This window comes from Paracoccus salipaludis, assembly GCF_002287065.1.
GTDB classification, from domain to species: domain Bacteria; phylum Pseudomonadota; class Alphaproteobacteria; order Rhodobacterales; family Rhodobacteraceae; genus Paracoccus; species Paracoccus salipaludis.
The window spans coordinates 31,571-58,462 of sequence record NZ_NSJZ01000017.1; the positions used below are offsets into that span (position 1 = coordinate 31,571).

A 26,892-nucleotide genomic window follows, 5' to 3' on the forward strand; every position below is an offset into this window, starting at 1 on the left:
CCGAGATGAAGCTTTCCCTTCCCGCCCTCGCCTTTGCCGGCCTGACCGCGGCGGCCCCCGTTCCCGCGCAGGAAGCCCCGCCCGACGCGGCCCGGCTTGAGGCCATGACCTGCCGCGAGTTCCTGGCGCTGGACGCGGCCGGGCAGGCGACGGTCAAGGCGGCGATGCAGGCCCATGCCTCGGGTGAGCCGCCGCCCGGTGCGCCCCTGCCTGCGCCGCCCGCAGGAGGCGCAGCATCCGCCCGGGTCGTCGAGGACCGGACCGGCGCCGCCGAAGGCCCGGACACGGCCGCGACGGAAATGGCGGCTGCCCCGGGCGGCGCGGCCGCGCCCGGGGTGGCGGGGGGCCAGAACGAAAGCGGAAAGGTCGCCCCCGGCGGAACCGAGGCCTCGGTCACGGACGAGGGCGGCGACCTCAGGCTGCTCGCCATGCGGACCTCCTGCGAGGGCGGCCCGGATGCCTTGGCGCTGAACGCGCTGCGGGCCGCCTTCGGGAACAGCCTGTGAAACCCGCGGCCCTTCCCGCCGTGTCCGCCCGACAGGGCCGGACCGGGAAGGACGCCGGGATGCCGGTGGCAGGCCGCCCGTTCCCGCACCCGCCTTGCCGCCTGCGGGTGGGACCTGCCTTCGCGCCCCTGCCCGCGCCTTCGCGCAGAACCATCCGGGAGGAGTTCCAGCCATGTCACACCGCCTGATCATCGCGGCATCCCTTGCCCTGCCCCTTCTGGCGGGGGCGGCCCGGGCCCAGGACGCCGCGCCGCCCCAGTCGGTCGGGGTCAGCGTCGACGGGGTCGTGGTCGATGTGCCCGTCGATCTTGCCGCGCGCGCCTGCGGCGTCAGCGCCGGGACGCTGCTTGACCAATGGAAGCAGCTCGATACCCAGGTTGCGACGATGGCGGCCACCTCGGTCGCGGCGGATGCCACGGACCTCGCGCCCGTGGCCTCGGCCGAGGACCCGCAAAGGGCCTCGGGCGTCGGTCCCACGGAACAGCCGGTGCCAAGCGCGGACGCGTCTGGGACCGAGGCGCTTGCGCAAACGCAGCCTGCCCCTTCGGCAGGCGGCGGGACCGGCGAGGCGGTGGCGGGCCCCGGCGGCGATCTGTCCCCGGTGGTCGCGGCGGCCTCGCCCGGGGCGAGCGCCGCCGAAAGCCCGCAGCAAGCCCTGGGCGGGGGCGCGGCCCCGACCGAGGGCACCGCGCTGTCCAGGGCCGCCGTCTGCGAGATCGACGCAGCAAAGGCGGCCGAGGCCGGCATCCGGACGCCGGGCTGACGCCGTTCCGCCTTGCACCTTCGATGCCGGGGGTCGAGGCGGGGCAGCGGGCCGAGGCTTTCGCAGAAGTCCAGCGGTTTCCCGGTGCGGCCCGCCTCGCATCACGCGCCACATCCCGGCTGCGCCCGGGCACGCGGCGTCCGTTCAGGACATGCGCCGCCCCCGTGACCGCGCGCAGGACCCCGGGGACGGGGGAGGGCGTTGATCCCGGCCGCGCTTCGGGTTCTGATCCGCCCCGGCCACGGGCGGCCCCCGGTGAAGGATGCGACGCATGACCAAGGACGGCTTCGGCCCGAGACTCGCGCTGGTGACGCTGGCGGCGATCCTGGTGATCCTCGTGTGGCGCGGGCTTCCCCTGCTGGAACCGGCCCTGCGCGGTCCCGCCGACGAGCCGCGCACCGTGGCGCCGCGCGGCGACCTTGCCGCCGACGAGCAGACCACCATCGCCATCTTCGAGAACGCCCGCGACAGCGTGGTCTCGATCACGACCGAAAGCCGCGTCGTCGATTTCTGGACCCGCAACGCTTACGACGTGCCGCGCGGCAGCGGCTCGGGCTTCATCTGGGACGCGCAGGGCCATGTGGTGACCAACAACCACGTCATCGAGGGGGCGACGGGGGCACTGGTGCGGCTGGCGGACGGCCGCGCCTACCCGGCCCGGCTGGTGGGCGCTGCGCCCGAACACGACCTGGCCGTGCTTCGCATCGACGCGGGTGCCGAAAAGGCCCTGCCGCTGGCCGTGGGCGTCAGCGAGAACCTGCGCGTGGGCCAGAGCGTCTTCGCCATCGGCAACCCCTTCGGGCTGGACTGGACGCTGACGACCGGCATCGTCTCGGCGCTGGACCGAGAGCTTCCGGGCGAGCGGGGGGGCGCGATCCGGGGGCTGATCCAGACGGACGCGGCGATCAACCCCGGCAACTCGGGCGGCCCGCTGCTGGACAGCGCGGGGCGGCTGATCGGGGTCAACACGGCGATCTACAGCCCGTCGGGGTCAAGCGCCGGGATCGGCTTCGCGGTGCCCGTTGACACGGTGAACCGGGTGGTGCCGCAGCTGATCGCGACGGGCCGCTATGCGCCGCCCACATTGGGCGTCGTGCATGACCCGCGCGGGGACGCCATGCTGGCGCGCGCGGGCCTGATGGGCGTGATGGTGCTGGAGGTCACGCCCGGCAGCCCGGCCGCCGCGGCGGGGCTGCGGCCCGCGCGGATCACCGCGGACGGGCGGCTGGCGCTGGGGGACGTGATCCAAACGCTGGACGGCGTGGCGGTCGAGGATTCCGAGGACCTGCGCGCGGCCCTCGACCGCCGGCGGGCGGGCGAGACGGTCCGGCTGGGCCTTCTGCGCGAGGGGCGCGACACCGAGGTCACCGTGACGCTGGCCGCAGGGCAGTGACGGCAGCCGCAGGGGGGCGGACCTGCCCAAGGCACCCGGCGCGCGTTCGGCGGCGCCGGGGGGGCCGCATGACCGGGCGGCCGCCGGGGGCGGCCCGGCCTCAGGGCTGCGGCAGGCGGGCCAGACCGGCGGCGATCTCGTCGGCCGCCAGCACCGCGCCCGCCGTGCTGAAATGCGAATCCGGCGCATAAAGCGAGGTCGGATCGGGATGGCGGGCAAAGGCTTCGGTCAGGTCGATCACGGCCAGCCCGGCCCCGGCGGCCGCGTCATGCACCATCCGGCGCAGGTCCTCGCTGACGAAATCATGGGGAAAGAGCCCGGCGAAACGGTCATGCGCGGGGATATAGACGATCACCAGCCGCCCGCCCCAGCCCTGCGCAATCCCGACCGCGCGGTCCAGCAGCGGCGCATAGTCGGGGTTCGGCGCCATCGCCTTGGGATAATGCAGCCCCAGCACCTGCGCGGTGTTGGCCAGCGCCAGATAGTTGCGCAGCATCGACTGGCGGCGGAACAGTTCTTCGACCGAGGCGGCGCCCTGCGCCCACCACCCGGAGATGACCGAACCGGCGTCCTGCAGGTCGGCCGCGGTCCAGCCGGGAGGGCCGAAATCCGCATGGGGGTCCATCGCCCCGGCAAGCCAGCTTGCCTGCGTCTCGTTCTGCAGGTTTTCCCAGTCGTTGCCCTCGAAAAAGGCCATCAGCGTGATGGGCGGGCGGAACACGGGCCCGTAGCGGCCCAGGACCGCAAGCTCGAACAGGGGGCCGGCGCCGCGGCTGCCGGTGTTGACCACCGGCCCCGTCACGCGTCCGCGCAACTGCCCGATCACGCCGGCGCCGTCGGGCAGGCAGAGGCCCTCGACGAATGAATCGCCCAGCACCATGATCCGGGCCGCCGCGTGATCGGTGCCGGGCGGGTTGCGGAAGCCGTAGGCGTCGGCGCGGTAGGTGATCGGCTGGCCGTCCATGCTGCACAGCATCACCGGCTGGTCGGGCACCGCCGACAGCCGCGCGCGGCTCAGCTCGGCCACCCCCAGTTCGGCGTTCAGCGCCTTGATCGTATAAGCGGGCGGCAGGTTCATCCGGTAGGCATCAAGGCCCACCTCGGCATCGACGACGCCCACCACATTGCCCTGGCGCGGCAGCAGGCGCAGCGTCAGCCAGGTTTCGAACAGGAACAGCGTGGCCAGCACCGACACCGCCACGATGCCCACGTTCAGCGCGATGGCGCGCGGCAGGCGGACGCCTGCAAGCAGCAGCGCGACCCCGATGAGGGCGGGGACGACGACATAGCGCAGCAGGCGCGGCAGGTCCGAGGCGAACTCGCCCGCGTTCAGCAGGGCATAGGCCACGGTCGCCAGCAGATAGGCGGCCGGGATCAGGCACAACAGCACGGCGGCGCGCCGCAGCGTGGGCGAGGCGGGCGCGGCCGGGCGCGCCGGCGGGCCGAGGTCGAACGATCGGGATCGGGGCTCCATGCGCTCAGTCCAGCTCGTACCGGGATTCGTAGCTTTCCTTCAGCCGGGGGTCCTGCCGCTCCTTTTCCAGAAAGCAGTTCTCGGCCACCAGCACGTCGATGTCGGTGCCCATGAAGCAGCGGAAGGCGTCGGTCGGCGTGCAGACGATCGGCTCGCCCCGGACGTTGAACGAGGTGTTCACCAGGACGGGGCAGCCGGTCAGTTCGCCGAAGCGCGCGATCAGCGCGTGATAGGCGGGGTTGGTGTCGCGGTGGACGGTCTGGACGCGGGCCGAGTAATCGACATGGGTGACGGCCGGGATCTCGGACCGGCGGATGTTCAGCTTGTCGATGCCGAACAGGGCCTTCTCGTCCTCGGTCATCTCGCGCCGCAGCTCGGGGCGGACATCGGCCACGATCAGCATGTAGGGGCTGTCGTCCTCGAGCTCGAACCAGTTGCCGACCTCCTCGCGCAGGACCGAGGGCGCGAAGGGACGGAAGCTTTCCCGGAACTTGACCTTGAGGTTCAGCGTCTTCTGCATGCTGTCCGAGCGCGGGTCGCCGAGGATCGAGCGCCCGCCGAGCGCCCGCGGCCCGAATTCCATCCGGCCGCGGAACCAGCCCACGGCCTTGCCGTCGGCAAGCGCGCGGGCGGTCCTGTCGATGATCTCGTCCTCGTCCTGCTCGGTCAGGACCGCGCCCGCCCGCGTCAGCTCGCTTGCGACCGCCGCCTGGGAATAGCGCGGCCCCAGATACGCGCCCTGCATCGCGTCCGGGGACGCGCCCGCGGGCGGCACCTGCCGGGGCTGGTCCAGTTCCTGGTGCCACAGCGCAAGCGCCGCCCCCAGCGCCCCGCCCGCATCCCCGGCGGCGGGCTGGACCCAGAGCTGCCGGAACCCGCCGTCGCGCAGGATCTTGCCGTTGGCCACGCAGTTCAGCGCCACGCCCCCCGCCATGCAGAGCGCGGAGATGCCGTGTTCCTGCGCCAGGGACCGGGTCATCCGCAGCAGGATCTCCTCGGTGACGGCCTGGATCGAGGCGGCGACATCCATGTGGAAGCCGGTCAGCGGGTCGTGGTCGGGCCGGCGCACCGGCTGGCCGAACAGCGACTCCATCGCCTTGCTGGTCATGGTCAGGCCCGAGACATAGTTGAAATACCGCTGGTCCAGGCGGAACGACCCGTCCGGCTTCAGGTCGACGATCCTGTCGAGGATCAGGTCCTTGAAGACCGGCTGCCCGTAGGGGGCCAGCCCCATCAGCTTGTATTCGCCGGAATTGACCTTGAAGCCGGTGTAATAGGTGAAGGCCGAATAGAGCAGGCCCAGGGAATGCGGGAAATGCAGTTCCTTGATGATCCGCAGATCCTTGCCGCGGCCGATTCCGACGGTTGTCGTGGCCCATTCCCCCACGCCGTCCACCGTCAGCACCACCGCTTCGTCGAAAGGGGACGGATAGAAGGCGCTGGCGGCGTGGCTGATATGGTGTTCGGCAAATCCCAGCCGCGCGGGTGAAAAGCCCTTGTCGATGCCGCGCAACTCGCGCGTCAGCAGGTCCTTGAGAAACAGCTTTTCCCGCAGCCAGACCGGCATCGCCATCTGGAAGGACCGCAGCCCCCGGGGCGCGACGGCCAGATAGGTTTCCAGCAGCCTTTCGAACTTCAGGAAGGGCTTGTCGTAGAAGACGACGTGATCGACCCCGGACAACGGGATCCCGGCCTCGTCCAGCACATAGCGGATGGCGTTCAGCGGAAAGCGCGGATCGTGCTTGCGCCGGGTGAACCGCTCTTCCTGGGCCGCGGCGACGATCTGACCGTCGCGGACCAGGGCCGCAGCGCTGTCGTGATACAGCGCCGAGATCCCGAGAATGCTGGTCACTGTCAGAACAGGGTATAAATGAAGGGGGCCACCGCCGAGCCCTGGCTCAGCACGATCAGGGCACCGAACAGGCCCAGCACGATCAGGATCGGCAGCAGCCAGAATTTCTTGCGGTCCCTCAGAAAACCCCACAACTCGGAAACAAAGGACACCGGTTCACTCCATGGTGGGCAATCAGTATTGCAGCTTCATGCTTTTGGGCGGGTCGGAACGGTTGATCCAATAGCTGCTGGCCTGCGGGTCCGTCCTGAGGGACAGCAGGTCCTTTCCCATCAGCCTCAGCCCGAGGCCCATGGGCAGGAAGGTCAGCACATAGACGAGGGTCATCACGATCGGCGCGACAATCGCGCCGAGCAGCATTCCGAAGCGGAACCACAGGCGATTCGGCCAGCGCAGCAGCCCTGGCGCGAAAATCGCCACGGCTGCGAAAGCCAGGGCCAGGATCAGGAAGGAAACCCGCGGGGGGTGGCCACGAAAAAGCGGCGCAAGGGCGATAATGGCGCTGACAGCCGCAAAGACGAAGCCGAAATTGCGTTCGGACCCCATCTTTACGTCGACGTTACCGTGCATTACGTCCACCGCCGATCAGAAGACACGCTTGTCTTCTTATCCCAGTAGTCCTTGAAATTCAAGCACCGCGTTTCCGGCGGCCTTTTGAAATCACGTCCTCAACCCCGGCCGCGGCATCGGTCCGGCAGCCGATCTTCCGGGGCAGGCGATGTTTCCCGACGCGCCGGCCAGCGGTCCGATTCCCAAGGGCAAACCGGATGCCACGGGCCTTTCCGGCATGCCGGAGGGGGCAGATCGCGGGGCGGCGATCCTGAGTGTCGCCACGGATTGCCCGGGCGGGCGTCCGGGCGGCCACAACTCTTGATCCCGCACAAGTGAACAGCACCGGGCGTGCCCGGATCGGCACCGGGACCAGTAACCGGCGAATGCGCCGCAAAGGGGCGTTTCACGCGTCTCGGGAAAGGCAATGGCGGGCCGGCAATCCCTGTCCCGGACAGGGGCCTGAGCGAAAGTCCAGACCAAAGGCGGACATCGTGATCCGATTTGGATCATTCCGGCGGCCTTGTGCTATTGATCCGCTGCAATTGCTGCAAATATAGGGATCACGACGCGACATTCATTTTTTGCGGATGAGCCGGGACATAACAAGGAGGAGAACCTGATGGATGACAGGAGCAATAAGTCCAATTCGTCTGAAATGCTGGAAAGAATGAGCCTCGATGAGCTGAAGAATCTGCGGAAGAAGCTGGATCGGGCCATTGCGAGTTATGAAACGCGAAAGCGGCAGCAGGCGCTTTCGGCCCTGGAACAGGCCGCCCGCGACCATGGTTTCAGGCTGTCGGAACTGATGTCCGATCGCCAGTCGGGCAAGTCGAAGTCCCGGGCGGGCGACGCCGGGCCCGACGCGGCCCCCGCCTATGTGAACCCCGAGAACCCCGAACAGACCTGGAGCGGCCGCGGCCGTCGTCCCCGCTGGGTCAACGACGCCCTCGAGGCGGGCCGCACACTCGACGACCTGGCGGCTTGAGGGAACCGGCGCGCGGCGCCGGACCGGGACTGGCCGGCCCCCATGGGGCAAGCGGCGGCCCGGCGCGGATGGAGAACGCGCCGGGCGCGCCGGCAAGGGAGGCGGCCCATGATCCCCGGGATCGCCTCCGGCCAAGGCGGGACCTGCGGGAAGATGAACAAGGTTGACCGACCCGCTTGCCGGGTCGGCAAGGCGCGGACAGGCAAGCGCCGACCGGCGCCGCTCCATCCGGCGCGGCGGTCCCAGACCGGTTGCCGGGGGGCCGGACCTCGCCAGTCGGCAGTCGTTGATAAAATCACTCGGCATTGTTGACTTGGACGGTCGCGCTTCCTAATCCGCGGGCCGGGTGATTTCTGACACCCCTGCTCGGGAAAGGACGCGTTCATGCGCTTGATCTTGTCGGCCGGCCTTGCGGCCCTGATGGCTTCTGCCGCCCTTGCCGATGTCACGGTCGAAACCGCCCAGGGGCCTGTCACCCTGCCGGAAACGCCGGCGAAGGTGGCGGCGCTCGACCTCGGGGTGGCGGACATGATGATGGCGCTGGGGGTGACGCCGGCGGCGGTGCCCGACAAGCTTTATCTCGATCACCTGCAACCGCTGGCGCAGGCCGCCGCCCCCGCCGGCACCCTGCAGGAGCCGGATCTGGAAAAGCTGGCCGCGCTCGGTCCCGACCTGATCGTGGTCGCCAACCGCTCGGCCGTGAAGAAGGACGCCGTGGCGCAGGTCGCCCCCGCCATCGACATGACCGTGGACGGCGCCGACCTGATCGGGCAGGCGAAAGCCCGCCTTGCGGCGCTGGCCGCGCTGTTCGGCAGGCAGGCCGAGGGCGAGGCGCTGGCGGCCGCGCTGGACGGCAAACTTGCCGCGCTGGCGGACGCGGGCCGCGGCAAGGGCACGGCGCTGGTGGTGCTGACCAACGGGCCGAAGATGTCGGCCTATGGCGAGGGCTCGCGCTTCGGCTGGATCTACGAGGTCACGGGCCTGCCGCAGGTCGAGGCCACGCTGAAGTCCGAGGCCAACCACGGCGACGCCGTCAGCCACGAGTTCATCGCCCAGGCCAACCCCGACTGGCTGTTCGTTCTGGACCGCGGCGCGGCCATCGGCGCGGACGAGCCCTCGGCCCGGGCCACGCTGGACAACGAACTGGTGCGCCGGACCAGCGCCTGGAAGAACGGGCATGTGGTCTATCTGCCCGCCGACAACGTTTATCTTGCGCCCGGCGGCTATACCGCGCTGTCCGAAACGCTGGACGCGCTGACGGCCGCCCTGTCGGAATGACCGCCCGCCCGCTTGTCGCGGGGCTTGTCCTGGCGCTGCTGGTGCTGGCGAGCCTCGGCCTCGGGGCCGCCCGGATCGGCCCGGATGCCGCGGCGGGCGAGGGCTGGACGGCGCTGGTGCTGATGGAATCGCGCCTGCCGCGCACGCTGGCGGTGCTGCTGACGGGCGCGGCGCTGGCCGTCGCGGGCGTGGTGATCCAGAGCCTCGTGCGCAACCGCTTCGTCGGGCCCGACACGGCGGGCACGGGCGAAAGCGCGGCCCTGGGCCTGCTGGCGGTCACGCTGCTGGCGCCGGGGGCGCCCATCTGGGTCAAGATGGTGGTGGCAAGCCTGTCGGCCATGGCGGGCACGGCCCTGTTCCTGCAGATCGTGCGCCGCCTGCCGGTGCGCGAGGTGATGCTGGTCCCCATCGCAGGGCTTGTCCTGTCGGGCATCATCGGCGCGGTCGTGACCTGGGTCGCCTGGCAGGCGGACCTGCTGCAATTCGTCGGCACCTGGCTGATGTCGGGCGAGTTCTCGGGCGTGATCGCCGGCCGCTACGAACTGCTGTGGGTCGCGGGCGCGGCGGCGGGGCTGGCCTGGTTCGCGGCCGACCGTTTCGCCATCCTGTCCCTGGGCGACGAGGTGGCGACGGGCCTCGGGCTGTCCACCCGCGGGGTCATGCGGCTGGGGATGGTGGTGGTTTCGGTCGTCTCGGCCATGGTGGTGACGACCGTGGGGATGATCCCCTTTGTCGGGTTGGTGGTGCCGAACATCGTCGCGCGGATCATGGGTGACAACCTGCGCGCCTCGATCCCCGTGGTGGCGGCGGGGGGCGCGGGGCTCTTGCTGGCCTGCGACCTGCTGGGGCGGATCGTCCGCCATCCTTACGAAATCCCCGTCGGCACGATCCTGGGCGTGGTGGGATCGGGGATCTTCCTGTGGCTGCTCTACCGGCCGCCCGCCCATGGATAGCGCCCATGGATAGCGCGCGTGGACAGGCCCATGGATAGGCCCGCCCTGAGGCTGATCGCGGCGCTGCTGGGGCTGCTGGGGGCGGCCTCGCTGGTCTGGATGTTCCAGGGGCTCGGCGGCGGCAACCGCGCCTTCATCCTGCAACTGCGCGGGACCAAGCTTGCCGGGCTGGTGGTCGTGGGCGCCGCGACCGGCATCGCCACGGTGCTGTTCCAGACGGCGGCGGCGAACCGGGTGCTGACGCCCTCGATCATGGGTTTCGACGCGCTTTACGTGCTGCTTCAGACGGGGCTTGTCGCGGCGCTTGGCGTCGCGGGCTTCGCCGCCCTGCCGGCGGCCCCGACCTTCCTGGCCGAGGTCGCGGCCATGTCGCTGCTGGCCGCCGGGCTTTTCGGCACGCTTCTGGGGCAGGGGGCCCGCGACATCCCGCGCATGATCCTGACCGGCGTGATCCTGGGGGTGATGTTCCGCGCGCTGTCCGGCTTTCTGGCCCGCGTCATGGACCCCAATGCCTTCGCCACCGTGCAGGCGGCAAGCATCGCGAGCTTCGGCAGCCTCGACGCCGCGCTTCTGCCTGCGGCGGGGGCCATCGCGGGGCTGTGCACGGGGGCGGCGCTGTGGATGGCGCCGCGCCTCGACCTGCTGGCGCTGGGGCGCGAGGTGGCGATCCCGCTGGGGCTGCGCTTCGACCGGGTCATGCTGGCGACGCTGGGGCTGGTGGGGATGCTGGTTGCCGTCTCGACCGCGCTGGTGGGGCCAGTGGCCTTCTTCGGCCTGCTGGTCGCGGGACTGGCGCACGGGCTGGCGCCGTCCGCCCGCCACGCGGTGCTGCTGCCCGCCGCGGGGCTGATCGGCGCGGCGATCCTGGTTGTCGGCCAGACCCTGTTCGAGCGCCTGATGGGCCAGACCGCGACCCTGTCGGTCGTGGTCGAGTTCGCGGGCGGCTTGTTCTTCCTGTTCCTTCTGCTGAAAGGACGTGTCCGATGATCCGCATCACGGGCGTAAGCCACCGCATCGGCTCTGCGGCGATCCTGCACGACATCGACCTGACCCTGCCGCGCGGCAAGCTGATCGCGCTGATCGGGCCGAACGGCGCGGGCAAGTCCACGCTGCTGCGGCTGGTCGCCCGGCTCGAGCCGCTGCAACAGGGCCGCATCGAGGTGGACGGCCTCGACCTTGCCGCCACGCCGACCGAGCGGCTGGCGCTGGCCATGGCCGTCATGGGCCAGCAGACCCACATCGCCAGCCGGTTGCGGGTGGCGGAACTGGTGGGCTTCGGCCGCTGGCCCCATCACCGCGGCCGCCCCGGGGCCGCCGACCGGGCGGCGGTCGAGGCGGCGCTGGAGGCCTTCGGGCTGGCGCCCCTGCGGCACCGCTTCCTCGACGAGATCTCGGGCGGGCAGGCGCAGCGCGCGCATCTGGCGATGACCTTCGCGCAGGGCACCGACTGGCTGCTGCTGGACGAGCCGCTGAACAACCTCGACATGGCCCATTCCCGCGCGCTGATGGCGCGGCTGGCGGACCTGGTGCGCGGCAGCGGCCGCAGCGTGGTGACGGTGGTGCACGAGGTCAACTATGCCGCCGCCTGGGCCGACCATGTCGTCGCCATGAAGAACGGCCGGGTGGTCGCCCAGGGTCCGGCCGAGGCGGTCCTGACCGAGCCGGTGCTGTCGGCGCTGTATGACACCCCGGTCGAGGTCGCGCGCCACGACGACCGCCCGCTGGTCCTGCACCACCATTGGCACGACCAGCTTGGCACGCCCTTTCCCGAGGCGCCGGATGCCGCCCGCCCGACCGTGCACTGACGCCACCATGATCTCGGCCCCCGATCCCGCGAAACCCGCGCCGTGCCGCGCCGAAGTCCGGGCCGCCGATGCGGCCTGAGGACCTGCCGCAGACGGTCGAGGACTATCGCCGCGCGGCGGGGGCCGCCTTGCCCCCCGCCACGGCGGCCTGGCTGAACGGCGGCGCGGGCGACGAGATCACGCTGCGCCGGAACGAGGCCGCCTTCGACGCGCTGCCCCTGATGCCCCGCGTCCTGCGGGACGGCGGGTCCGGCGACACCTCGCTGACCCTTCTGGGGACGCGGCTCGACCACCCGATCCTTGTCGCGCCGATGGCCTGGCAGCGGCTGCTTCATCCCGATGCCGAACGCGCCCTTGCCGCGGGCGCAACGGCCCAGGGTGCCCGCATGGTGCTGAGCGCGCAGGCCACCACGCCCCTGGCCGAGGCGCGGGGCGCGGGCGCCCTGTGCGACTGGTTCCAGCTTTACTGGCTGGGGCGCGAGGGCACGCTGGCGCTGGCCCGAAGGGCCGCCGACGCGGGATATGCTGCCCTGATGCTGACCGTGGACGCCCCCGTGGCCGGGCAGCGCCCGCGAGAGATGCGGGCGGGCTTCGCGCTGCCCCCGGACCTTTCGCCCGTCAACCTCGCGGGCCTGCCCCGCCCGGCCGCCGGCAGCTTCGAGGAGGTCATGGCCGCCGCCCCCCGGTGGGCCGATCTCGAATGGCTTTGCGCCGCCGCGCCCCTGCCGGTGTTGGCCAAGGGCATCCTGCATCCCGGCGACGCGGCCCGCGCGGTTGCGGCGGGCGCGGCGGGGGTCGTGGTCTCGAACCACGGCGGGCGGGTGCTCGACGGCCTGCCCGCCAGCGTCGAGGCGCTGCCGGCCGTGGCCTCGGCCCTGGCGGGGCGCGCGCCGGTGCTGGTGGACGGCGGCATCCGGCGGGGGACCGACGTGCTGCGCGCCCTGGCGCTGGGGGCCGATGCGGTCATGGTGGGCCGCCCGGCGGCCTGGGCGCTGGCCGTGGCCGGGGCGCTCGGCGTGGCCCATGTGCTGCGGCTGCTGCGCGACGAACTGCGGATCGCCATGGCGATCGCGGGCTGCCGGTCCCCCCGCGACATCGGACCATCGCTGATTTTCCGCCAGAATCCGCCGGAAGGCTGCTTGACGGCATCATCCCAAGCAAAATAGTAGGCTTCAGCCAGTTCGGGTCCCTGCGCGGATCGTGCAAGCCAGCATTCCCCAACGCCCCGAAAGAGATTGCTTATGGCTCTGCGTCCCCAGCCCTCCCTTCGACCGATCCTGTGTGGTGCGGGGGCCTCGCTTGGCGCCCTCGCCGCGACCGGCCTGAACCAGCCGGCGCTGGCGCAGGATGCAGCCGTTCCCGGACCCCTGCAGACGAACGCGGTACAGCTGGACACCGTGGTCCTGACCCCGTCGGACGAGCAGTCGAGCAACACCAACAACGCCTCGACCGGCATCGCCCGCCTTCCCGCAAGCGTGCGCGACACGCCGCATGTCGTGAACGTGGTCCCCGCCGAGATCATCGAGCAGCAGAAGGCCACCACGCTGGAAGAGGCGCTGCGCAACGTCCCCGGCATCACGCTGTCCACCGGCGAGGGCCGGGGGGGCTCCTCGGGCGACCAGTTCCGCATCCGCGGCCTGTCCGCGCAGGGCGACGTTTATTCGGACGGGCTGCGCGACTTCGGCGCCTATACCCGCGACACCTTCAACACCGAGGCGGTGCAGGTCATCAAGGGCCCGGCCGGCGAAAGCTTCGGCGTGGGCAGCCTGGGCGGCCTCATCAACCAGGAACGCAAGCGCGCGGGGCTTGAGGAGTTCAACGAGGCCGAGGGCAGCGTGGCCACCGGCGGCCTGGCGCGGCTGCAGTTCGACGCCAACCGCGTCCTTGCCGACGACCAGGCGCTGCGGCTGAACCTGATGGTGCAGGACGGAGAGGTTCCCGACCGCGACCACGTGACCGACGACCGCCTGGGCATCGCCTTCGACTACGGGCGCGGCATCGGCACGGGGACGGAATGGCACCTGGGCTATTCCTACCTGCGCGGCCGGGGCGTGCCGGACATGGGCCAGCCGATGGCCGAGGGCCCCGACGGGATCAGCCGCCCGCTGCTGGAATACGACGTGCCCGGCTACGACCGCGACACCTCGTATATCCGAAGCACCGACCGCTTCGACACCGACGTGCACACGGTCACCTCGGCCCTGACGCATGACCTGGAGGGCGGCTGGAAGCTGTCCAACGACACCCGCGTGACGCGCTACGGGCGCGACTTCTCGGCCACCAACCCCGGCGGCTGCGACTCGGCCTGCCTTGCCGCGCTGCTGGCGGGGATCGACCAGCCGCTCAGCTACGGCGCGGGCGGGGGCATGACCTACGACCAGGAGGGCTGGGGCGTCCAGAACGTCACCACGCTGACGGGCGAGGCCACCACCGGCAACGTCCGCCACCAGATCACGGCGGGCCTGGACCTGTCCTGGCAGATCGACAAGCGCCGCCGCGGCACCTGGGTCGTGCCGCGCGCGGAACAGACCATCCTGGACCCGGACTTCGACGCGGGCGACGCGGTGTTCGACTGGGACGACGAGCAGAGCACCGCCAAGGCGCTGGACGCGGGGCTGTTCCTGGCCGACCGGATGCGCTTCAGCGACCAGTTCTCGGTCCTCGCCAGCGCCCGGGCCGACTGGTTCAAGAGCTCGTTCGACGGCGTGCTGGTCGGCGGGGACGAACGCGTCAGCGGCGAGGTGGAGGACGTCAAGATCAGCCCCTCGGTCAGCCTGATCTGGGAACCCGCGTCCGACCGCATGGGCTACCTGACCTTTGCCCGCTCGTACCGGCCGCTGGGGACGGACATCGCCTCGGCCGTGAACGCCTTCGAGACCGAGGTTCCGGCCTCGGACCGCGACTTCGAGCCCGAGCGGTCCGATCTGATCGAGCTTGGCGGCAAGATGGACCTGATGGACGGGCGCGTCGGCCTGACGGCGGCGGTCTTCCAGATCAAGAAGCGCAATTCCTACGACGTGGACCCGGTCACGGGCGACATCACGCCCGGTTTCAGCGCCAATGGCGAGAACCGCCGCATCCGCGGCTTCGAGCTCGGCGCCTCGGGCGAGGTCGCCGAAGGGGTGAACCTGCTGCTGGCCTATGCGAACCTCGACAGCGAGATCACCGGCGGGCGCGGCGTGGACGAGGAGAACGTGGGCAACGACGCGCCCGGCGTGCCGCGCCACAACCTCGCGCTGTGGGGCAGCCATGAACGGCCCGTTACCCGGACCGGGGGCGCGGTGACGGTGGCGGGCGGCATCCGCTATGCGTCGGAATACTGGGCCAACAGCGACAACACCGCCGAGATCCCGGAAACCTTCTCGCTCGACGCGATGGTGGCTTACGAGCAGGACAACTGGCGGGTCGCGCTGAACGGCACCAACCTGACGGACGAGAACAACTATTCCTCGTCCTTCAACGGCGCCCGTGCAGTCCCCGAAGCGGGCCGGGTCTTCACGCTGAGCCTGTCGAGCCGGTTCTGACGACGCGCGGGGCCGCCCGGCGGCCCCGCCCCTTTCCTTGGATGTGACGAATGCTGATCCAGATCCCGGATGTCCTGTCCGCAGGCGAGGTCATGGCCTTCCGCGAGGCGCTGGAACGCGCCGCCTGGGCCGACGGGCGCGACACGGCGGGCGACCAGGCCGCGACGGTCAAGAACAACCTCCAGATCCCGCCCGATTCTGCCGTCGCCCGCGATCTGGGCGAGCACATCCTGCATGCGCTTGCGCGGAACCCGACCTACACCTCGGCCGCCCTGCCGCTGCGGGTGCTGCCGCCGATGTTCAACCGCTATGACCTTGGCATGACCTTCGGCGCCCATACCGACAACGCCATCCGCACCATTCCCGGATCGGGCGGGATGCGGATGCGGGCGGACGTGTCCACCACGATCTTCCTGACCGCGCCCGAGGAATACGACGGGGGCGAGCTGGTGGTCGAGGACACCTATGGCACCCACTCCGTCAAGCTGCCCGCCGGGCACATGGTCGTTTATCCCTCGTCCTCGCTGCACCGGGTGAACCCGGTCACGCGCGGCAGCCGCTGGGGCAGCTTCTTCTGGGCGCAGTCGATGGTGCGCGACGACGGCAGGCGGGCGATGCTTTACGACCTCGACATGGCGATCCGGCAGGCCCGCGCGGCGATGGGGGACGAGGCGCCGGCGGTGCTGGGGCTTGTCAGCCATTACCACAACCTGCTGCGGATGTGGGCCGAACTGTGAGCGCCGAGGCGGCGCTTGCCACCGGACAGCTGCTGCTGGAGGCGGGCGAAGGCGGGCAGGCGATCGAGTCCTTCCGCATGGCGGCCCGGGCGGGCGATCCGCGCGGGCTGACGATGCTGGGCCGGGCGGCCGAGCGCGGCTGGGGCATGGGCCCCGACGTGCGGCAGGCGGCGGGCTGGTATCGCCGCGCGGCGGCCGGGGGCGACCCCTGGGCGATGTTCAACCTGGCCGACCTGCACCTGCGCGGCGAGGGCGTGCCGCGCGATCCCGTCGAGGCCATGCGCCTTTACGCCGACGCCGCGCGCGGCGGGCTGCTGCAGGCGCTGAACATGCTGGGGGTGCTGACCGAGACCGGCGCCGCCGGGCCGCCCGACGCGGGCGCGGCGCTGACCTATTACACCGCCTCGGCCGAGGGGGGCGACCCTTGGGGGCAGTTCAACCTCGCCCGCCTGCTGGTGGCGGCGGACCGGCTGCCCGAGGCGCTCGACTGGCTCGACCGCGCGCTGGGTTGCCACCTGAGCGGCTTTCATGCCGCCGTGGCCGATGCCTTGGCCGAAGCGCCGCACCCCGAACTGCGCCGCCGCGCCGCGCGGGCGCGGGCCCAGGCGGCGGCGCCCGCAGCCACGACCGCGCAGGACGGCTGAACGGGCGGGACGCCGCGTCGGCGGTCAGCCGGGCAGGGTCTGCCGGGGTGGGGGCCCTGTGCCCCATCCCTCGACAGGACTAGCGCGCGCGCAACGGGGACGCCGCCGCCCCGCCGGGGCCTTCTTCCCGCCGGCGGCCGGAAAGCCGCCCTCACGCTCGATCCCGCCCGTCCGGTCCTCGGAGCCGCGCCATGCGATCCGTTCTTCCTTTTCGGCAGTTCGGGCCGCTGCTGTCGGCGCCTCCGCCACGCTGACGGCGGTTCCCGCCCAAGGTCGGCGTCCAGACCGCGAACCCGGATCTCGCCACCCTCATCCGCACCGCCGTGGTCCTGGTGATGCTGGCCGGGATCACGCTGGCCTTGGGCAAGGTCCGGCCCCCGTCCTTGGTCCCGGTCCGCTGTCTTTCTTGTGCTTTCGGGGTTTGCCACCGGGGCGCCGTGGCTTTGCTGTTTCCGCGCCATCGGACTTGGCAACCCCGCGCAGGTCGTCGCCCGCGACAAGCTCGGCGTGGTGCTTGTCGCGGTTTTCGGCGCGGCCTTCCCGGGCGGGCATCTGTCCGGACCCGACCGGCTGGGGGTCGCGGCGGTCGCGGCGGCGGCCATTCTCGTGGCCTGCAAGGGCCCGGCCGCATCCGGCGGCGGGGCACGGGGCGCGCCGCCGCCGGTGCGCCGTCAGGGATAGAACACGCCGCCGAGCGCCCGGCGCGGCCGGGTGTTCGTGTCGGGCAGGGGGATGAACTCGGCCTCGTCGCCCGGCACGGTGTCGAAACGTCCCTGCCGCCATTCCTCCTGGGCCTGCTCGATCCGTTCCTTCCGGGACGAGACGAAGTTCCACCAGATCCAGCGCGGGCCTTCCATCGGTTCGCCGCCGAACAGCATGACGCGGGCGGCGGTCGCGGCCCGCAGGACGATCTGGTCCCCGGGCCGCAGCACCAGAAGCTGCGCGGGGGCGAAGGGCTGCCCCGCGACCTCGATCCCGCCCGAGATGGTGTAAAGCGCCCGCTCGGTCACCGAGGGCTCGATCGGCAGGCTCGCGCCCGGGGCAAGCCGGATGTCGGCGTAAAGCGTTTCCGACGCGGTCGCCAGCGGAGAGCGCGCCCCGAAGGCCTGCCCCGCGATCAGCCGCGCCGTTACCCCGTGATCCTCGATCACCGGCAGCTCGGCCGCGCCGTGATGGGCAAAGCCGGGGTCGCTTTCCTCCTGCGCCTCGGGCAGCGCCACCCAGGTCTGGATGCCGAAAAGCCGCTGGCCGGTCCGGCGCCGCGCCTCGTCGGTCCGCTCGGAATGGACGATGCCGCGCCCGGCCTTCATCCAGTTGACCGCGCCCGGCTCGATCTCGCGGTCGGTGCCCAGGCTGTCGCGGTGCCGCAGGCCGCCTTCGAACAGGTAGGTGACGGTGGCGAGGTTGATGTGGGGATGGGGACGCACGTCGATGCCCTGGTCGGTCAGGAACTCGGCCGGGCCCATCTGGTCGAAGAAGATGAAGGGCCCGACCATCTGCCGCTTGAGCGAGGGCAGGGCGCGGCGCACCTCCATCCCGCCCAGATCGACGGCGCGGGGGATGATCAGCGTCTCGATGGCGTCCACGGTGGATGGCACGCCAAGGGTGGGGTCGGGGCAGGGGCTCCAGCTCATGATGCAACTCCTTCGGCGGATCGGGCCGGCGGGCAGGCGGCGCGCCTGTCCGGGACAGCCGCTGAGGGGATGGTAGGCCGGACGGCGCGCGGCGTCACCTGCGGATGGCGCGGTTGAAGGGCTGGCCGGGAAGGGCCATGGCCCGGAACACGGTTGCCGGGATGCCCATGAACCTGCATTGCTTGTTGCGCCTGATGCAATGCCGAGATCATGGGCGAGCTTGAATCCATCCGCGTCTTCCTGGCCGTCGTCGACCAGCAAAGCTTCGCGGGCGCCGCGCGGCAGCTCGGCCTGACCCCGGCCTCCGTCACCCGCACCATCGCCGCGCTGGAGGACCGCCTGGGCGTGCAGCTTCTGGTCCGCACCACACGGCAGGTTTCGCTGACCTCCGCGGGGGCGGTCTATGCGGCGCGCGTCGCGCCCCTGGCCGAGGGGCTGGCCCAGGCCGCGCAGGACACGCGCGAGGCGCAGGGCATCGCCTCGGGGCGGGTCCGCGTCAGCGCGCCCATGTCGCTGGGGCTGCGGGTGCTGCCCGCCGTGCTGTCGCGCTTTGCCGCGCTTTACCCGCGGACGCATGTGGCGCTGAACCTGTCGGACAGCTTCGTGGACATCGTCGAGGAGGACTATGACCTCGCCATCCGCATCTCGGGCCCGCCGGGCGACAAGTCCACCATCTGGCGCAAGATCTGCCCGGTGCCGCGGCTGCTGGTGGCGGCGCCCGGTTACCTGGCCGCCCGGGGCGCGCCGCAGGACCCCGCCGACCTCGCCGGGCACGCCTGCCTCGGCTATCGCGCCGACGCCCGCGACGAGGTCTGGGACCTGTCGAAGGGCGCGGCCCGCCGCAGCCATCGCGCGGCCGGACGCTTCAGCGCCAACAACGGCGACGTGCTGGCGCGGCTGGCCCTGGACGGGGAAGGCATCGCGCTGCTGCCCCGCTTCATCGTCGAGGAGGACCTGGCGGCGGGCCGTCTGGCCGAGGTCCTGCCCGGCTGGTCCGCGCCCGGTATCTGGCTGACGCTTTACTACCCGCCCTACGAGCGGCTGCCCCTGAAGGTCGCCGCCTTCTCGGACGTCTTCGAGGCCCATGTCCGCGAGGCCCGGCCCCTGTGACGGCAGGATCATTGCGCAAATCGCAATGATCAATGCGATCCGTCAGCCGTTCTGTGCGCGGCCCCGCGCCCTTATCTTGCCCGCAACGAACCATGCACTTGCAGGAGGCAGCCATGCCGGAAGACATCAAGGGCCTGCATCACGTCACCTCGATGGCGGCGGATGCGCAGCAGAACAACGACTTCTTCACGAAGACGCTCGGCCTGCGCCGGGTCAAGAAGACCGTGAACTTCGACGCCCCGGACGTCTACCACCTGTATTACGGGGACGAGGCCGGCTCGCCCGGCACGGTCATGACCTATTTCCCCTTCCCCCATATCCGCCGTGGCCGCCCGGGCACCGGCGAGGTGTCCGAGACGCTGTTCGCGGTCCCGCGCGGCTCGCTCGGCTTCTGGACCGAACGGCTGGCGCGGCAGGGCGTCGCGGGCCTCGAGGCCCATGAGCGTTTCGGCGAACGCCGCCTGCGCTTCCGGGGGCCGGACGGCGACGGCTTCGCGCTGGTCGAGGTCGACGGCGACCCCCGCACCCCCTGGGCGGGCGGCCCGGTTCCGGCCGCCGAGGGCGTGCACGGCTTCCGCGGCGTCAGCCTGCGGCTGCGCGACGCGGGCGCCACGGCGGAACTGCTGCGCTTCATGGGCTATGAAGAGGTGGAACGGCAGGGCGCGACCACCCGCTTCGCCATCGAGGGCAACGGCGCGGATGTCATCGACGTGGAAACGCTGGCCGTGGCGGAACCGGCCCGGCAGGGCGCAGGATCGGTCCACCATGTCGCCTTCGCCGTCGAGGACCGCGCGGCCCAGCTGCGCGTCCGCAAGGCCCTGATGGACACGGGCTACAACGTGACCCCGGTGATCGACCGCGATTATTTCTGGGCGATCTACTTCCGCACGCCCGGCGGCGTGTTGTTCGAGATCGCGACCAACGAGCCCGGCTTCGACCGTGACGAGGACCGCGCGCATCTGGGACAGGCGCTGAAGCTGCCCGGCCAGCACGCCCACCTGCGGTTCCGGCTGGAACAGATGCTGCCCGAGATCAGGGACTGAGGCCCATGGCGCTGGACCTTTACCACCACCTGTCCCGCCCCGGCGCGGAGGGCGCGCCGCTGGTCTTCGCCTTTCACGGCACCGGCGGGGATGAGCACCAGTTCTCCGGCCTGATCGGGCAGATCCTGCCCCGCGCGGGCCTCGTCGCCCCGCGCGGGGACGTGTCGGAACATGGCGCCAGCCGCTTCTTCCGCCGCCGGGCGGAAGGCGTCTACGACATGGAGGACCTGCGCGCCCGGACGCGGCGGATGACCGGTTTCCTGCGCGCCCATGTGCAGGCGAACCCCGGCCGTCCCGTCTTTGCCATGGGCTATTCGAACGGCGCGAACATCCTCGCCTCGGTGATGTTCGAGGCGCCGGACCTGTTCGACCGCGCCGTGCTGATGCATCCGCTGATCCCCTGGACGCCCGCGCCCCAGCCGGGGCTGGCGGGGCGGCAGGTGCTGCTGACCGCCGGCCGCCGCGACCCGATCTGCCCCCTGCCGCAGACCGAGGCGCTGGCGGACTGGCTGCGCGCGCAGGGCGCCCGCCTCGACCTGGCGCTGCATGACGGCGGCCACGAGATCACGCAGCCGGAACTGGAGGCCGTGGCGGGCTTCCTGCGCCGCGCCTGACACCGGCCCGTCGCGCAGGACGCCCCCCTGCGGGCAGGGGGGCGCTTCGCCCGCGCGTCAGCCCAGCTTTTCCAGCACCTTGTCCAGCGTGATCGGGAAGGACCGGAAGCGGTGCCCAGTGGCATTGGCGATGGCGTTCACGATCGCCGCCGCCGTGCCGCAAAGGGCAAGCTCGCCGATGCCCTTGGCCTGCATGGGGTTGGCATAAGGGTCGCGGTCGTCCATCAGCAGCTCGATGTCGATATGCGGCACGTCGAGGTTCGCGGGCACGTGGTATTCCGCGAGGTCGCGGTTCATGAAGCTGCCGTCGCGGGCGTCGTGGAAGACTTCCTCGTGCAGCGCCTGGCCGATGCCGAAGATCATTCCGCCCATGCATTGCGACCGCGCGGTCTTGGCGTTCAGGATGCGCCCGGCGGCGAAGACGCCCGACAGGCGGCGGACATGGACCTCGCCCGTGACGCTGCTGACGGCGACCTCGCAGAACTCGGCCCCCCATGAGGACTGGCGGTGATGGGCCTCGGCCGCGCCGCGCTTGATCGTGCCGGTCCCCTGCAGGATGTCGCCCGCCAGCACGTCCGCCAGGTCGCGCTGGCGGTTGCCGGCGATGGCGGTGCCGTCCTTCAGGGTCAGGTCCTCCTCGTCGCAGCCCATCCGCTCGGCCAGCTTGCCCCGCACGGCGCGCGCCGCCAGCATCACCGAGCTGCCCGAGGACGCCGCCCCGCGCGAGCCGCCCGACCCGATAGAGGGGGGCAGGTCGCTGTCGCCCAGGACGGTCGTCACGCGGTCGGGCGGAAGTCCCAGCATCTCGGCCGCGATCTGGGTCAGGACCGAATAGCTGCCGGTGCCGATGTCGGTCATGTCGGTTTCCACCAGCGCCGTGCCGTCCGGGCGCAGCGTCACCCGCGCGGTCGAATCGCCCAGCATGTTGACGCGGATGACCCCGCTCATCCCGAAGCCGATCAGCCATTCCCCTTCGCGGCGGCTGCCGGGCACCTTCGGGCGCCCGGACCAGCCGAAGCGTTCCGCGCCGATCCTGATGCAGTCGGCCAGGCGGTTGCTGCTGAAGGGCTTGCCCGACGAGGGGTCCGCCTCGGGGATGTTGCGCAGCCGGAACTCGACCGGGTCGATGCCCGCGGCCTCGGCCAGCTCGTCCATCGCGGCGTCGGTGATGGGCACGCCCACGGCCTCGCCGGGCGCGCGCATGGACCCCGCACCGGTCAGGTTCAGCCGGCCGATGTAATGGCCGATCTCGCGGTTCTCGCCCGCCCAGGTGAAGGGGGTGGCCTGCGTCACCGGCTCGCTGAACGTCTCGCCGGGCAGGTTCGACACCCAGGCCTCGTGGCCGATGCCGGTCATGCGGCCGTCCGCGTCGCAGCACAGCCGCACCCGCTGGCGCGTCTCGCTGCGGCGGTGGGTGGCCTCGAAGACCTGCCGGCGGTGCAGCGCGATGGCGACGGGCCGGTCCAGCTTCTGCGCGGCGATGGCGGCGCCGACGCCCTCGTGCCCGATGCCCAGCTTGGACCCGAAGCCGCCCCCCACGTAGCGCGACAGGATGCGGACCTTCTTCACGCTGATCCCCAGCGCGTCGGCCAGTTCCTGCGCGTTGCTGTTCAGCATCTGGTAGCTGCCGCGCACGGTCAGGCGGCCGTCCTGCCACCAGGCGACGGCGGCGTGCGGCTCCATCGCGGCATGGCTCATCGAGGGCGTGTCGTATTCCACGTCCACCGCGAAGGCCGCGTTCCGCATCGCCTTGTCGAGGTTGCCCTGCGAGGACTGCTTGGACCGGGGCTTCTCGTAGTCGGTGCGGGTGGGCAGGATCACGGCCCTGTCGCTGCGGTCCTTGTAGTCGGGGCGGGCGGCCAAGGCCGCGTCGCGGGCCTGCTCGAAGGTTTCGGCCACCACCAGCGCGATGGGCTGGCCCTTGTAGAAGACCTCGGACGGCCCCTGGTGGGGGGACTTGGCGTCCCCGCCCTGGGCCGGGTTGCGGATCATGCGGTTGTCGCGGATCACGGCCAGCACGCCCGGCATCGCCTCAAGCTCGCGCGTGTTCAGGCCCGTGACCCGGCCGCTGGTGATGGCGGCGCGCACGAACCAGCCATAGGCGGTGCCCGGCGGGTGGTCCTCGTCGGCATAGGTGGCGGTGCCGCTGACCTTCAGCGGGCCCTCGGGGCGGTCCATGGGCGTGCTGACCACCCCCTGCGCCATGCGGTCGAGCAGGTTCTCCTCGTCCGGCAGGTTCATCCGGTGGGTCAGGGTCACTTCGATCGGGTTGGACATCACGCGCTCTCCTGCACGGCCTCGGCCAGCACCGCGGCCAGGGTGCGGCGCAGCAGCGGGATCTTGAAATCATTGTGGCCCTGGCCGCGCGCGCCTTCCAGCACGGCGGCGGCGGCGCGGTCGAACAGCTCGGCCGAGGGGGCCTGGCCCGCCAGCATCTGCTCGGCCGCGGGCACGCGCCAGGGCTTGTGGGCGACCCCGCCGAAGGCAAGCCGCACGCGGTCCATCCGGCCGCCCTGCATGGTCACGGCAGCCGCCACGGACACCAGCGCGAAGGCATAGGACCGCCGGTCGCGCACCTTGCGATAGATCTGCCGCCCGCCGAGCGGCGCGGGCAGGCGCACCGACAGGATCATCTCGCCCGGTTGCAGTTCGTTGTCGAGGTCCGGCCGGTCGCCCGGCAGGCGGTGGAAGGCCGTGGCCGGGATCTCGCGCCGCCCGTCGGGTCCCTCGACCTCGACCACGGCGTCCAGCGCGCTTAGCGCCACGGCCATGTCGCCGGGATAGGTGGCGATGCAGTGTTCCGAGGCGCCCAGGATCGCGTGGATGCGGTTGACCCCGCCGATCGCCCCGCAGCCCGACCCCGGCACGCGCTTGTTGCAGGGCGCGTCCAGGTCGTAGAAGTAGTAGCAGCGCGTCCGCTGCATCAGGTTGCCGCCGGTGCTGGCGCGGTTGCGCAACTGGGGGCTGGCCCCGGCCAGGAGCGCGCGGGACAGAAGCGGCCAGTCCTGCCGCACCGCCGGATGGGCGGCCAGGTCCGAGTTCCGCACCAGCGCCCCGATCCGCAGGCCGTCTCCGTCGCGCTCGACCTGGTCCAGCCCGACGTGGTTGATGTCGATCAGCCGCTCGGGCGTTTCGACCTGAAGCTTCATCAGGTCCAGCAGGTTCGTGCCGCCCGCGATGATGCGCGCGTCGGTGCCGATGGCGTCGGCAGGCGTCTGCGCGCGGGCATAGTCGAAGGCCCTCATGCCGCGGTCCCCCCGGTCCGGCCCGCCGCGTCGCGGATGGCGTCCACGATGTTGGGATAGCACGAGCAGCGGCAGATGTTGCCCGACATGCGCTCGCGGATCTCGTCGTCCGTCAGTTCGGGCCGGCCGAGGTCGCCCGTCATCTGGCTGGGCCAGCCCTGGCGTACCTCCTCCAGCATCGCGGTGGCGGACATGATCTGGCCGGGCGTGCAATAGCCGCACTGGAAGCCGTCGTGCCGGATGAAGGCCTGCTGCAGCGGCGCGAGGTCGCCGGGCGTGCCGATGCCCTCGATGGTGGTGATCTCGTCGCCGTCGTGCATGACGGCCAGCGTCATGCAGGAATTGATGCGTCGCCCGTTCACGATCACCGTGCAGGCGCCGCATTGGCCGTGGTCGCAGCCCTTCTTGGTCCCGGTCAGGTCCAGCCGCTGTCGCAGCGCATCCAGAAGCGAGACCCTCGGGTCCTCCAGGTTCAGGACATGGGGGGTCCCGTTGACGGTCAGGGTGACATCCATCCGTGGCTCTCCTTCGGCTGCGGGCGCGACAGGGAACAACCGTGGCGCGCCGCGTGTTCCGTCCCCATGAACAAGATTGCCCCCCGCATGGCCGAGGCCCTGCCGATTGCCACGTCTCCCGGGGCCGACCCGATGGGCGATCCGCTGTCCGCGCTGGCCGGCGGCGGGGTGCTTGCCGTCATCACCGGGGTCGAGGGGCCGCATTACCGCAACCCCGGCACGATCATGGTCTTTCCGGCGGCGGGCGGCAGCGTCGGGCAGCTCAGTTCCGGCTGCATCGAGGCCGACCTTGCGCTGCACGCCCGCGAGGTGGCGGCGGACGGGCGCGTGCGGCGGCTGCGCTACGGGGCGGGCTCGCCCTTCCGCGACCTCGTTCTGCCCTGCGGGGGCGGGCTGGACGTGGCGCTGCTGCCGGTTGCGGACCCCGCGCCCATCCGGGGGGCGCTGGCCGCGCGGGCGGCCCGGCGGGACTGCCTGCTGGGGCTCGACCTCGACCGGGGGACGGTCGCGCTGGACGGCCCCGGCTTTCCGCTGCGGGTCGTGCCGCCCACGCGCTTCCTGACCTGGGGCGCGGGGGTCGAGGCGGTGACCTTCGCGGCGCTGGCCCATGCGGCGGGCTATCCGGCCGAGCTTGCGACCCATGACGAGGCGACTGCCGCGACCGCCGCCGCGCAGGGCGTGGCGCTGCGCGACGCGGGACCGGGGGATGCGGACCCCCGGACGGCGGTGGTGCTGTTCTACCACGACCACGACCGCGAGCCCCCCGTTCTGGCCGAGGCGCTGGTCAGCCCCGCCTTCTATGTCGGCGCGCAGGGCAGCCTGCGCAGCCACCGCGCGCGGGTCGAGGCCCTGCGCGCCCTGGGCGTCCCCGAGCAGGCCATCGCCCGCCTGCGGGGGCCGATCGGGCTGATCCCCTCGGCGCGCGACCCGCGCGTGCTGGCGGTCTCGGTGCTGGCCGAGATCCTGGCCGAACGCGCGCAATGAGCGGCGGCCCGACCGTCGGCGTGCTGCTGGCCGCAGGCCATTCCCGCCGCTGGGGGCCCGACAACAAGCTGCTCGCCCCCTGGAAGGGACGCGCGCTGGTGGTCCGGGCGGGGGCGCTGCTGGCGCGGGCGCCGGTGGAGGCGCGCGCCGCCGTCCTGCGCGATCCCAAGGTCGCGGCGCTGCTGCCGGGGCTGGTGCCGCTGGCCCCCGAGGGCGAGGACCAGTCGGCCAGCCTGCGCGCGGCGGTGGCCTGGGCGCAGGGCCTGGGCGCCGCGCGGCTGCTGGTCCTTCTGGCCGACATGCCCGCGCTGTCCGAAGCGACCGTGGCGGCGCTGGTCGAGGGCTGCACGGAGGACCGCCCCTCGGCCGTCCTGCACCCCGGCGGGCAGCCCGGCGCGCCCGCCTGCTTTCCGGCGTCCTGCTTTGCCGCCCTTTCGGCCCTGCGCGGCGACCGTGGCGCGGGCGCGTTGCTGGGGAACGCGGTGACGATCCCCGCGCCTCCTGCCGAACTGGCCGACGTGGACCGCCCGCAGGATCTTTCCGCCGGCTGAACAACGGTTCTCGCCCCCGGGGCGGGTGTTCCGACGACGCCGTCCTGCCCCCGGGCGCGGCACATGACCAAGGACAGGAGCCATCATGCGTATCAGGGACATCGCCGGTTACGTCACCGGCACCCCCCTTCCCCTCGAGCCGCGCAGAGCCGAACAACACCGCCCTGAAGGAGATGGTGCAGAAGGGCGAACTGGGCGACATCTGGTATGCGACCTCGGACCACCACCGCCCGCTGGACCCTGAGGTCGAGCGCGATCAGTGGCGGATGGTGCGCGCCCTCGCGGGCGGCGGGTCGCTGATGGACATCGGGATCTATTCGCTGAACGGGCTGATCTGGCTTCTGGACGAGGTGCCCGAACGGCTGGTCGCCACCACCTTCTCGCCCGAAACCCCCGATGGCCGCTTCGGCGAGATCGAGGCCATCGGGCAGGTGCAGCTGGTCTTCCCCTCGGGGCGGCGGGCCAGCATCTCGTCGGGCTATGTCGCCAACAAGAAGCGGATCGACCTGTGGGGGTCGAAGGCCGTGGCCGTGCTGGACCCGGCGACCGAATACTTCGGCAACCGCCTGACGCTGAGCACCGCCGAAGGGGACGAGATGCCCACCCCGTCGAAACCCAGCGAGCAGCAGTTCACGGGCGAGATCGACCATTTCAGCCAGGCCGTCCGCGACGGGGTTCCCATCCTGACCCCGGCCGAGATGGGCCTGCGCGACATGCACCTGCTGGAAGC

The 26,892-nt window shown here is 71.6% G+C and carries 27 protein-coding genes; 19 read left to right on the forward strand and 8 right to left on the reverse strand.

Annotated features, from left to right (window positions below; all coding sequences use genetic code 11):
• Nucleotides 1–5 precede the first annotated feature (5 nt).
• From CK240_RS14675 to CK240_RS14685, 3 genes are all read left to right on the forward strand, one after another.
• The gene (locus CK240_RS14675) at nt 6–506 is read left to right on the forward strand and encodes a hypothetical protein (protein ID WP_095641087.1); all 501 of its coding nucleotides are present in this window, start codon (nt 6–8) and stop codon (nt 504–506) included.
• 172 nt (nt 507–678) lie between these two features.
• Entirely contained in the window at nt 679–1,269 is a 591-nt protein-coding gene (locus CK240_RS14680; RefSeq protein WP_095641088.1) for a hypothetical protein, read from the forward strand.
• Nucleotides 1,270–1,540: 271 nt separating this feature from the next.
• Nucleotides 1,541–2,662: a S1C family serine protease gene (locus CK240_RS14685; protein WP_095641089.1), complete on the forward strand. Its 1,122-nt coding sequence runs from the start codon at nt 1,541–1,543 to the stop codon at nt 2,660–2,662.
• A gap of 100 nt (nt 2,663–2,762) precedes the next feature.
• Here the strand turns inward: CK240_RS14685 and CK240_RS14690 are convergent, their stop codons facing one another.
• Genes CK240_RS14690 through CK240_RS14705 form a run of 4 tightly spaced genes read right to left on the reverse strand, consistent with a single transcriptional unit; the run spans nt 2,763 to nt 6,558 of the window.
• Nucleotides 2,763–4,136, reverse strand: a complete 1,374-nt coding sequence (locus CK240_RS14690) for an alginate O-acetyltransferase AlgX-related protein (RefSeq protein WP_095641090.1) — start codon at nt 4,134–4,136, stop codon at nt 2,763–2,765.
• A 4-nt stretch (nt 4,137–4,140) separates the two neighbouring features.
• Complete coding sequence (locus CK240_RS14695) at nt 4,141–5,988, reverse strand: carbamoyltransferase family protein (protein ID WP_095641091.1); 1,848 nt, start codon at nt 5,986–5,988, stop codon at nt 4,141–4,143.
• Between the two features lie 2 nt (nt 5,989–5,990).
• A complete protein-coding gene (locus tag CK240_RS18750; RefSeq protein WP_095641092.1) occupies nt 5,991–6,140 on the reverse strand; it encodes a DUF5989 family protein in 150 nt (49 codons plus the stop codon).
• 22 nt (nt 6,141–6,162) lie between these two features.
• The gene (locus tag CK240_RS14705; RefSeq protein ID WP_095641093.1) at nt 6,163–6,558 is read right to left on the reverse strand and encodes an SxtJ family membrane protein; all 396 of its coding nucleotides are present in this window, start codon (nt 6,556–6,558) and stop codon (nt 6,163–6,165) included.
• 601 nt (nt 6,559–7,159) lie between these two features.
• On the opposite strand from CK240_RS14705, the gene CK240_RS14710 reads away from it, so the two are divergent.
• The 10 genes from CK240_RS14710 (at nt 7,160) to CK240_RS14755 (ending at nt 17,147) form a co-directional block, all read left to right on the forward strand.
• Nucleotides 7,160–7,525, forward strand: coding sequence for an H-NS histone family protein (locus CK240_RS14710; RefSeq protein ID WP_240517452.1), 366 nt, complete (start codon nt 7,160–7,162; stop codon nt 7,523–7,525).
• Between the two features lie 384 nt (nt 7,526–7,909).
• Complete coding sequence (locus CK240_RS14715; RefSeq protein ID WP_095641095.1) at nt 7,910–8,803, forward strand: siderophore ABC transporter substrate-binding protein; 894 nt, start codon at nt 7,910–7,912, stop codon at nt 8,801–8,803.
• A complete protein-coding gene (locus tag CK240_RS14720) occupies nt 8,800–9,756 on the forward strand; it encodes an ABC transporter permease (protein ID WP_095641096.1) in 957 nt (318 codons plus the stop codon). Before CK240_RS14715 ends, CK240_RS14720 begins: the two co-directional genes overlap by 4 nt.
• A 30-nt stretch (nt 9,757–9,786) precedes the next feature.
• Nucleotides 9,787–10,743, forward strand: a complete 957-nt coding sequence (locus tag CK240_RS14725; protein ID WP_095641097.1) for an iron chelate uptake ABC transporter family permease subunit — start codon at nt 9,787–9,789, stop codon at nt 10,741–10,743.
• A complete protein-coding gene (locus tag CK240_RS14730) occupies nt 10,740–11,561 on the forward strand; it encodes an iron ABC transporter ATP-binding protein (protein ID WP_095641098.1) in 822 nt (273 codons plus the stop codon). The genes CK240_RS14725 and CK240_RS14730 overlap by 4 nt, the downstream gene beginning before the upstream one ends.
• 68 nt (nt 11,562–11,629) lie before the next feature.
• Nucleotides 11,630–12,727 carry an alpha-hydroxy acid oxidase gene (locus CK240_RS14735; protein ID WP_095641099.1) on the forward strand — a complete coding sequence of 366 codons (1,098 nt, stop codon included), beginning with the start codon at nt 11,630–11,632 and terminating at the stop codon, nt 12,725–12,727.
• A 75-nt stretch (nt 12,728–12,802) separates the two neighbouring features.
• Nucleotides 12,803–15,085 carry a TonB-dependent receptor gene (locus tag CK240_RS14740; protein ID WP_095641100.1) on the forward strand — a complete coding sequence of 761 codons (2,283 nt, stop codon included), beginning with the start codon at nt 12,803–12,805 and terminating at the stop codon, nt 15,083–15,085.
• Nucleotides 15,086–15,135: 50 nt separating this feature from the next.
• Nucleotides 15,136–15,822 (forward strand): Fe2+-dependent dioxygenase, encoded by a 687-nt coding sequence (locus tag CK240_RS14745; protein WP_095641101.1) that lies wholly within the window; start codon nt 15,136–15,138, stop codon nt 15,820–15,822.
• Entirely contained in the window at nt 15,819–16,466 is a 648-nt protein-coding gene (locus CK240_RS14750) for a tetratricopeptide repeat protein (RefSeq protein WP_205957859.1), read from the forward strand. Before CK240_RS14745 ends, CK240_RS14750 begins: the two co-directional genes overlap by 4 nt.
• A 408-nt stretch (nt 16,467–16,874) precedes the next feature.
• A complete protein-coding gene (locus CK240_RS14755) occupies nt 16,875–17,147 on the forward strand; it encodes a hypothetical protein (RefSeq protein WP_095641102.1) in 273 nt (90 codons plus the stop codon).
• Here the strand turns inward: CK240_RS14755 and CK240_RS14760 are convergent.
• On the reverse strand, nt 17,138–18,100 hold the full coding sequence (locus CK240_RS14760) for a pirin family protein (RefSeq protein ID WP_095641103.1): 963 nt from the start codon (nt 18,098–18,100) through the stop codon (nt 17,138–17,140). The genes CK240_RS14755 and CK240_RS14760 overlap by 10 nt on opposite strands.
• Before the next feature lie 210 nt (nt 18,101–18,310).
• Between CK240_RS14760 and CK240_RS14765 the strand changes: the two genes are divergently transcribed.
• The 3 genes from CK240_RS14765 to CK240_RS14775 all read left to right on the forward strand — a co-directional run bounded on the left by CK240_RS14765 (nt 18,311) and on the right by CK240_RS14775 (nt 20,867).
• A complete protein-coding gene (locus CK240_RS14765; RefSeq protein ID WP_095641104.1) occupies nt 18,311–19,210 on the forward strand; it encodes a LysR family transcriptional regulator in 900 nt (299 codons plus the stop codon).
• Between the two features lie 113 nt (nt 19,211–19,323).
• A complete protein-coding gene (locus tag CK240_RS14770; protein WP_095641105.1) occupies nt 19,324–20,253 on the forward strand; it encodes a VOC family protein in 930 nt (309 codons plus the stop codon).
• A 5-nt stretch (nt 20,254–20,258) separates the two neighbouring features.
• A complete protein-coding gene (locus CK240_RS14775) occupies nt 20,259–20,867 on the forward strand; it encodes an alpha/beta hydrolase (protein ID WP_095641106.1) in 609 nt (202 codons plus the stop codon).
• A 57-nt stretch (nt 20,868–20,924) separates the two neighbouring features.
• On the opposite strand, the gene CK240_RS14780 is transcribed toward CK240_RS14775, so the two are convergent.
• The 3 genes from CK240_RS14780 to CK240_RS14790 are packed head-to-tail and all read right to left on the reverse strand — an operon-like array spanning nt 20,925 to nt 24,627.
• Entirely contained in the window at nt 20,925–23,144 is a 2,220-nt protein-coding gene (locus tag CK240_RS14780; protein ID WP_095641107.1) for a xanthine dehydrogenase family protein molybdopterin-binding subunit, read from the reverse strand.
• Nucleotides 23,144–24,112, reverse strand: a complete 969-nt coding sequence (locus tag CK240_RS14785) for an FAD binding domain-containing protein (RefSeq protein ID WP_095641108.1) — start codon at nt 24,110–24,112, stop codon at nt 23,144–23,146. Before CK240_RS14785 ends, CK240_RS14780 begins: the two co-directional genes overlap by 1 nt.
• Nucleotides 24,109–24,627: a 2Fe-2S iron-sulfur cluster-binding protein gene (locus tag CK240_RS14790; RefSeq protein ID WP_095641109.1), complete on the reverse strand. Its 519-nt coding sequence runs from the start codon at nt 24,625–24,627 to the stop codon at nt 24,109–24,111. The genes CK240_RS14785 and CK240_RS14790 overlap by 4 nt, the downstream gene beginning before the upstream one ends.
• Before the next feature lie 66 nt (nt 24,628–24,693).
• Here CK240_RS14790 and CK240_RS14795 point away from each other — a divergent pair, with 66 nt between their 5' ends.
• The 3 genes from CK240_RS14795 to CK240_RS14805 all read left to right on the forward strand — a co-directional run.
• Nucleotides 24,694–25,611, forward strand: a complete 918-nt coding sequence (locus tag CK240_RS14795) for an XdhC family protein (protein ID WP_240517454.1) — start codon at nt 24,694–24,696, stop codon at nt 25,609–25,611.
• A complete protein-coding gene (locus tag CK240_RS14800; RefSeq protein ID WP_095641110.1) occupies nt 25,608–26,162 on the forward strand; it encodes a nucleotidyltransferase family protein in 555 nt (184 codons plus the stop codon). Before CK240_RS14795 ends, CK240_RS14800 begins: the two co-directional genes overlap by 4 nt.
• 173 nt (nt 26,163–26,335) lie before the next feature.
• Nucleotides 26,336–26,892 (forward strand): Gfo/Idh/MocA family protein (locus tag CK240_RS14805; protein ID WP_135058851.1); only part of this gene is annotated, 557 nt, incomplete at its 3' end.

Excerpts from the sequence above, each read along its gene's own strand:
- CK240_RS14675 (WP_095641087.1), top strand. The coding sequence starts at position 6 with ATGAAGCTTTCCCTTCCCGCCCTCGCCTTTGCCGGCCTGACCGCGGCG.
- CK240_RS14680 (WP_095641088.1), top strand. The coding sequence starts at position 679 with ATGTCACACCGCCTGATCATCGCGGCATCCCTTGCCCTGCCCCTTCTG.
- CK240_RS14685 (WP_095641089.1), top strand. The coding sequence starts at position 1,541 with ATGACCAAGGACGGCTTCGGCCCGAGACTCGCGCTGGTGACGCTGGCG.
- CK240_RS14690 (WP_095641090.1), bottom strand. The coding sequence starts at position 4,136 with ATGGAGCCCCGATCCCGATCGTTCGACCTCGGCCCGCCGGCGCGCCCG.
- CK240_RS14705 (WP_095641093.1), bottom strand. The coding sequence starts at position 6,558 with ATGCACGGTAACGTCGACGTAAAGATGGGGTCCGAACGCAATTTCGGC.
- CK240_RS14710 (WP_240517452.1), top strand. The coding sequence starts at position 7,160 with ATGGATGACAGGAGCAATAAGTCCAATTCGTCTGAAATGCTGGAAAGA.
- CK240_RS14715 (WP_095641095.1), top strand. The coding sequence starts at position 7,910 with ATGCGCTTGATCTTGTCGGCCGGCCTTGCGGCCCTGATGGCTTCTGCC.
- CK240_RS14720 (WP_095641096.1), top strand. The coding sequence starts at position 8,800 with ATGACCGCCCGCCCGCTTGTCGCGGGGCTTGTCCTGGCGCTGCTGGTG.
- CK240_RS14725 (WP_095641097.1), top strand. The coding sequence starts at position 9,787 with ATGGATAGGCCCGCCCTGAGGCTGATCGCGGCGCTGCTGGGGCTGCTG.
- CK240_RS14730 (WP_095641098.1), top strand. The coding sequence starts at position 10,740 with ATGATCCGCATCACGGGCGTAAGCCACCGCATCGGCTCTGCGGCGATC.
- CK240_RS14735 (WP_095641099.1), top strand. The coding sequence starts at position 11,630 with ATGCGGCCTGAGGACCTGCCGCAGACGGTCGAGGACTATCGCCGCGCG.
- CK240_RS14740 (WP_095641100.1), top strand. The coding sequence starts at position 12,803 with ATGGCTCTGCGTCCCCAGCCCTCCCTTCGACCGATCCTGTGTGGTGCG.
- CK240_RS14745 (WP_095641101.1), top strand. The coding sequence starts at position 15,136 with ATGCTGATCCAGATCCCGGATGTCCTGTCCGCAGGCGAGGTCATGGCC.
- CK240_RS14760 (WP_095641103.1), bottom strand. The coding sequence starts at position 18,100 with ATGAGCTGGAGCCCCTGCCCCGACCCCACCCTTGGCGTGCCATCCACC.
- CK240_RS14765 (WP_095641104.1), top strand. The coding sequence starts at position 18,311 with ATGGGCGAGCTTGAATCCATCCGCGTCTTCCTGGCCGTCGTCGACCAG.
- CK240_RS14770 (WP_095641105.1), top strand. The coding sequence starts at position 19,324 with ATGCCGGAAGACATCAAGGGCCTGCATCACGTCACCTCGATGGCGGCG.
- CK240_RS14775 (WP_095641106.1), top strand. The coding sequence starts at position 20,259 with ATGGCGCTGGACCTTTACCACCACCTGTCCCGCCCCGGCGCGGAGGGC.
- CK240_RS14780 (WP_095641107.1), bottom strand. The coding sequence starts at position 23,144 with ATGTCCAACCCGATCGAAGTGACCCTGACCCACCGGATGAACCTGCCG.
- CK240_RS14785 (WP_095641108.1), bottom strand. The coding sequence starts at position 24,112 with ATGAGGGCCTTCGACTATGCCCGCGCGCAGACGCCTGCCGACGCCATC.
- CK240_RS14790 (WP_095641109.1), bottom strand. The coding sequence starts at position 24,627 with ATGGATGTCACCCTGACCGTCAACGGGACCCCCCATGTCCTGAACCTG.
- CK240_RS14795 (WP_240517454.1), top strand. The coding sequence starts at position 24,694 with ATGAACAAGATTGCCCCCCGCATGGCCGAGGCCCTGCCGATTGCCACG.
- CK240_RS14800 (WP_095641110.1), top strand. The coding sequence starts at position 25,608 with ATGAGCGGCGGCCCGACCGTCGGCGTGCTGCTGGCCGCAGGCCATTCC.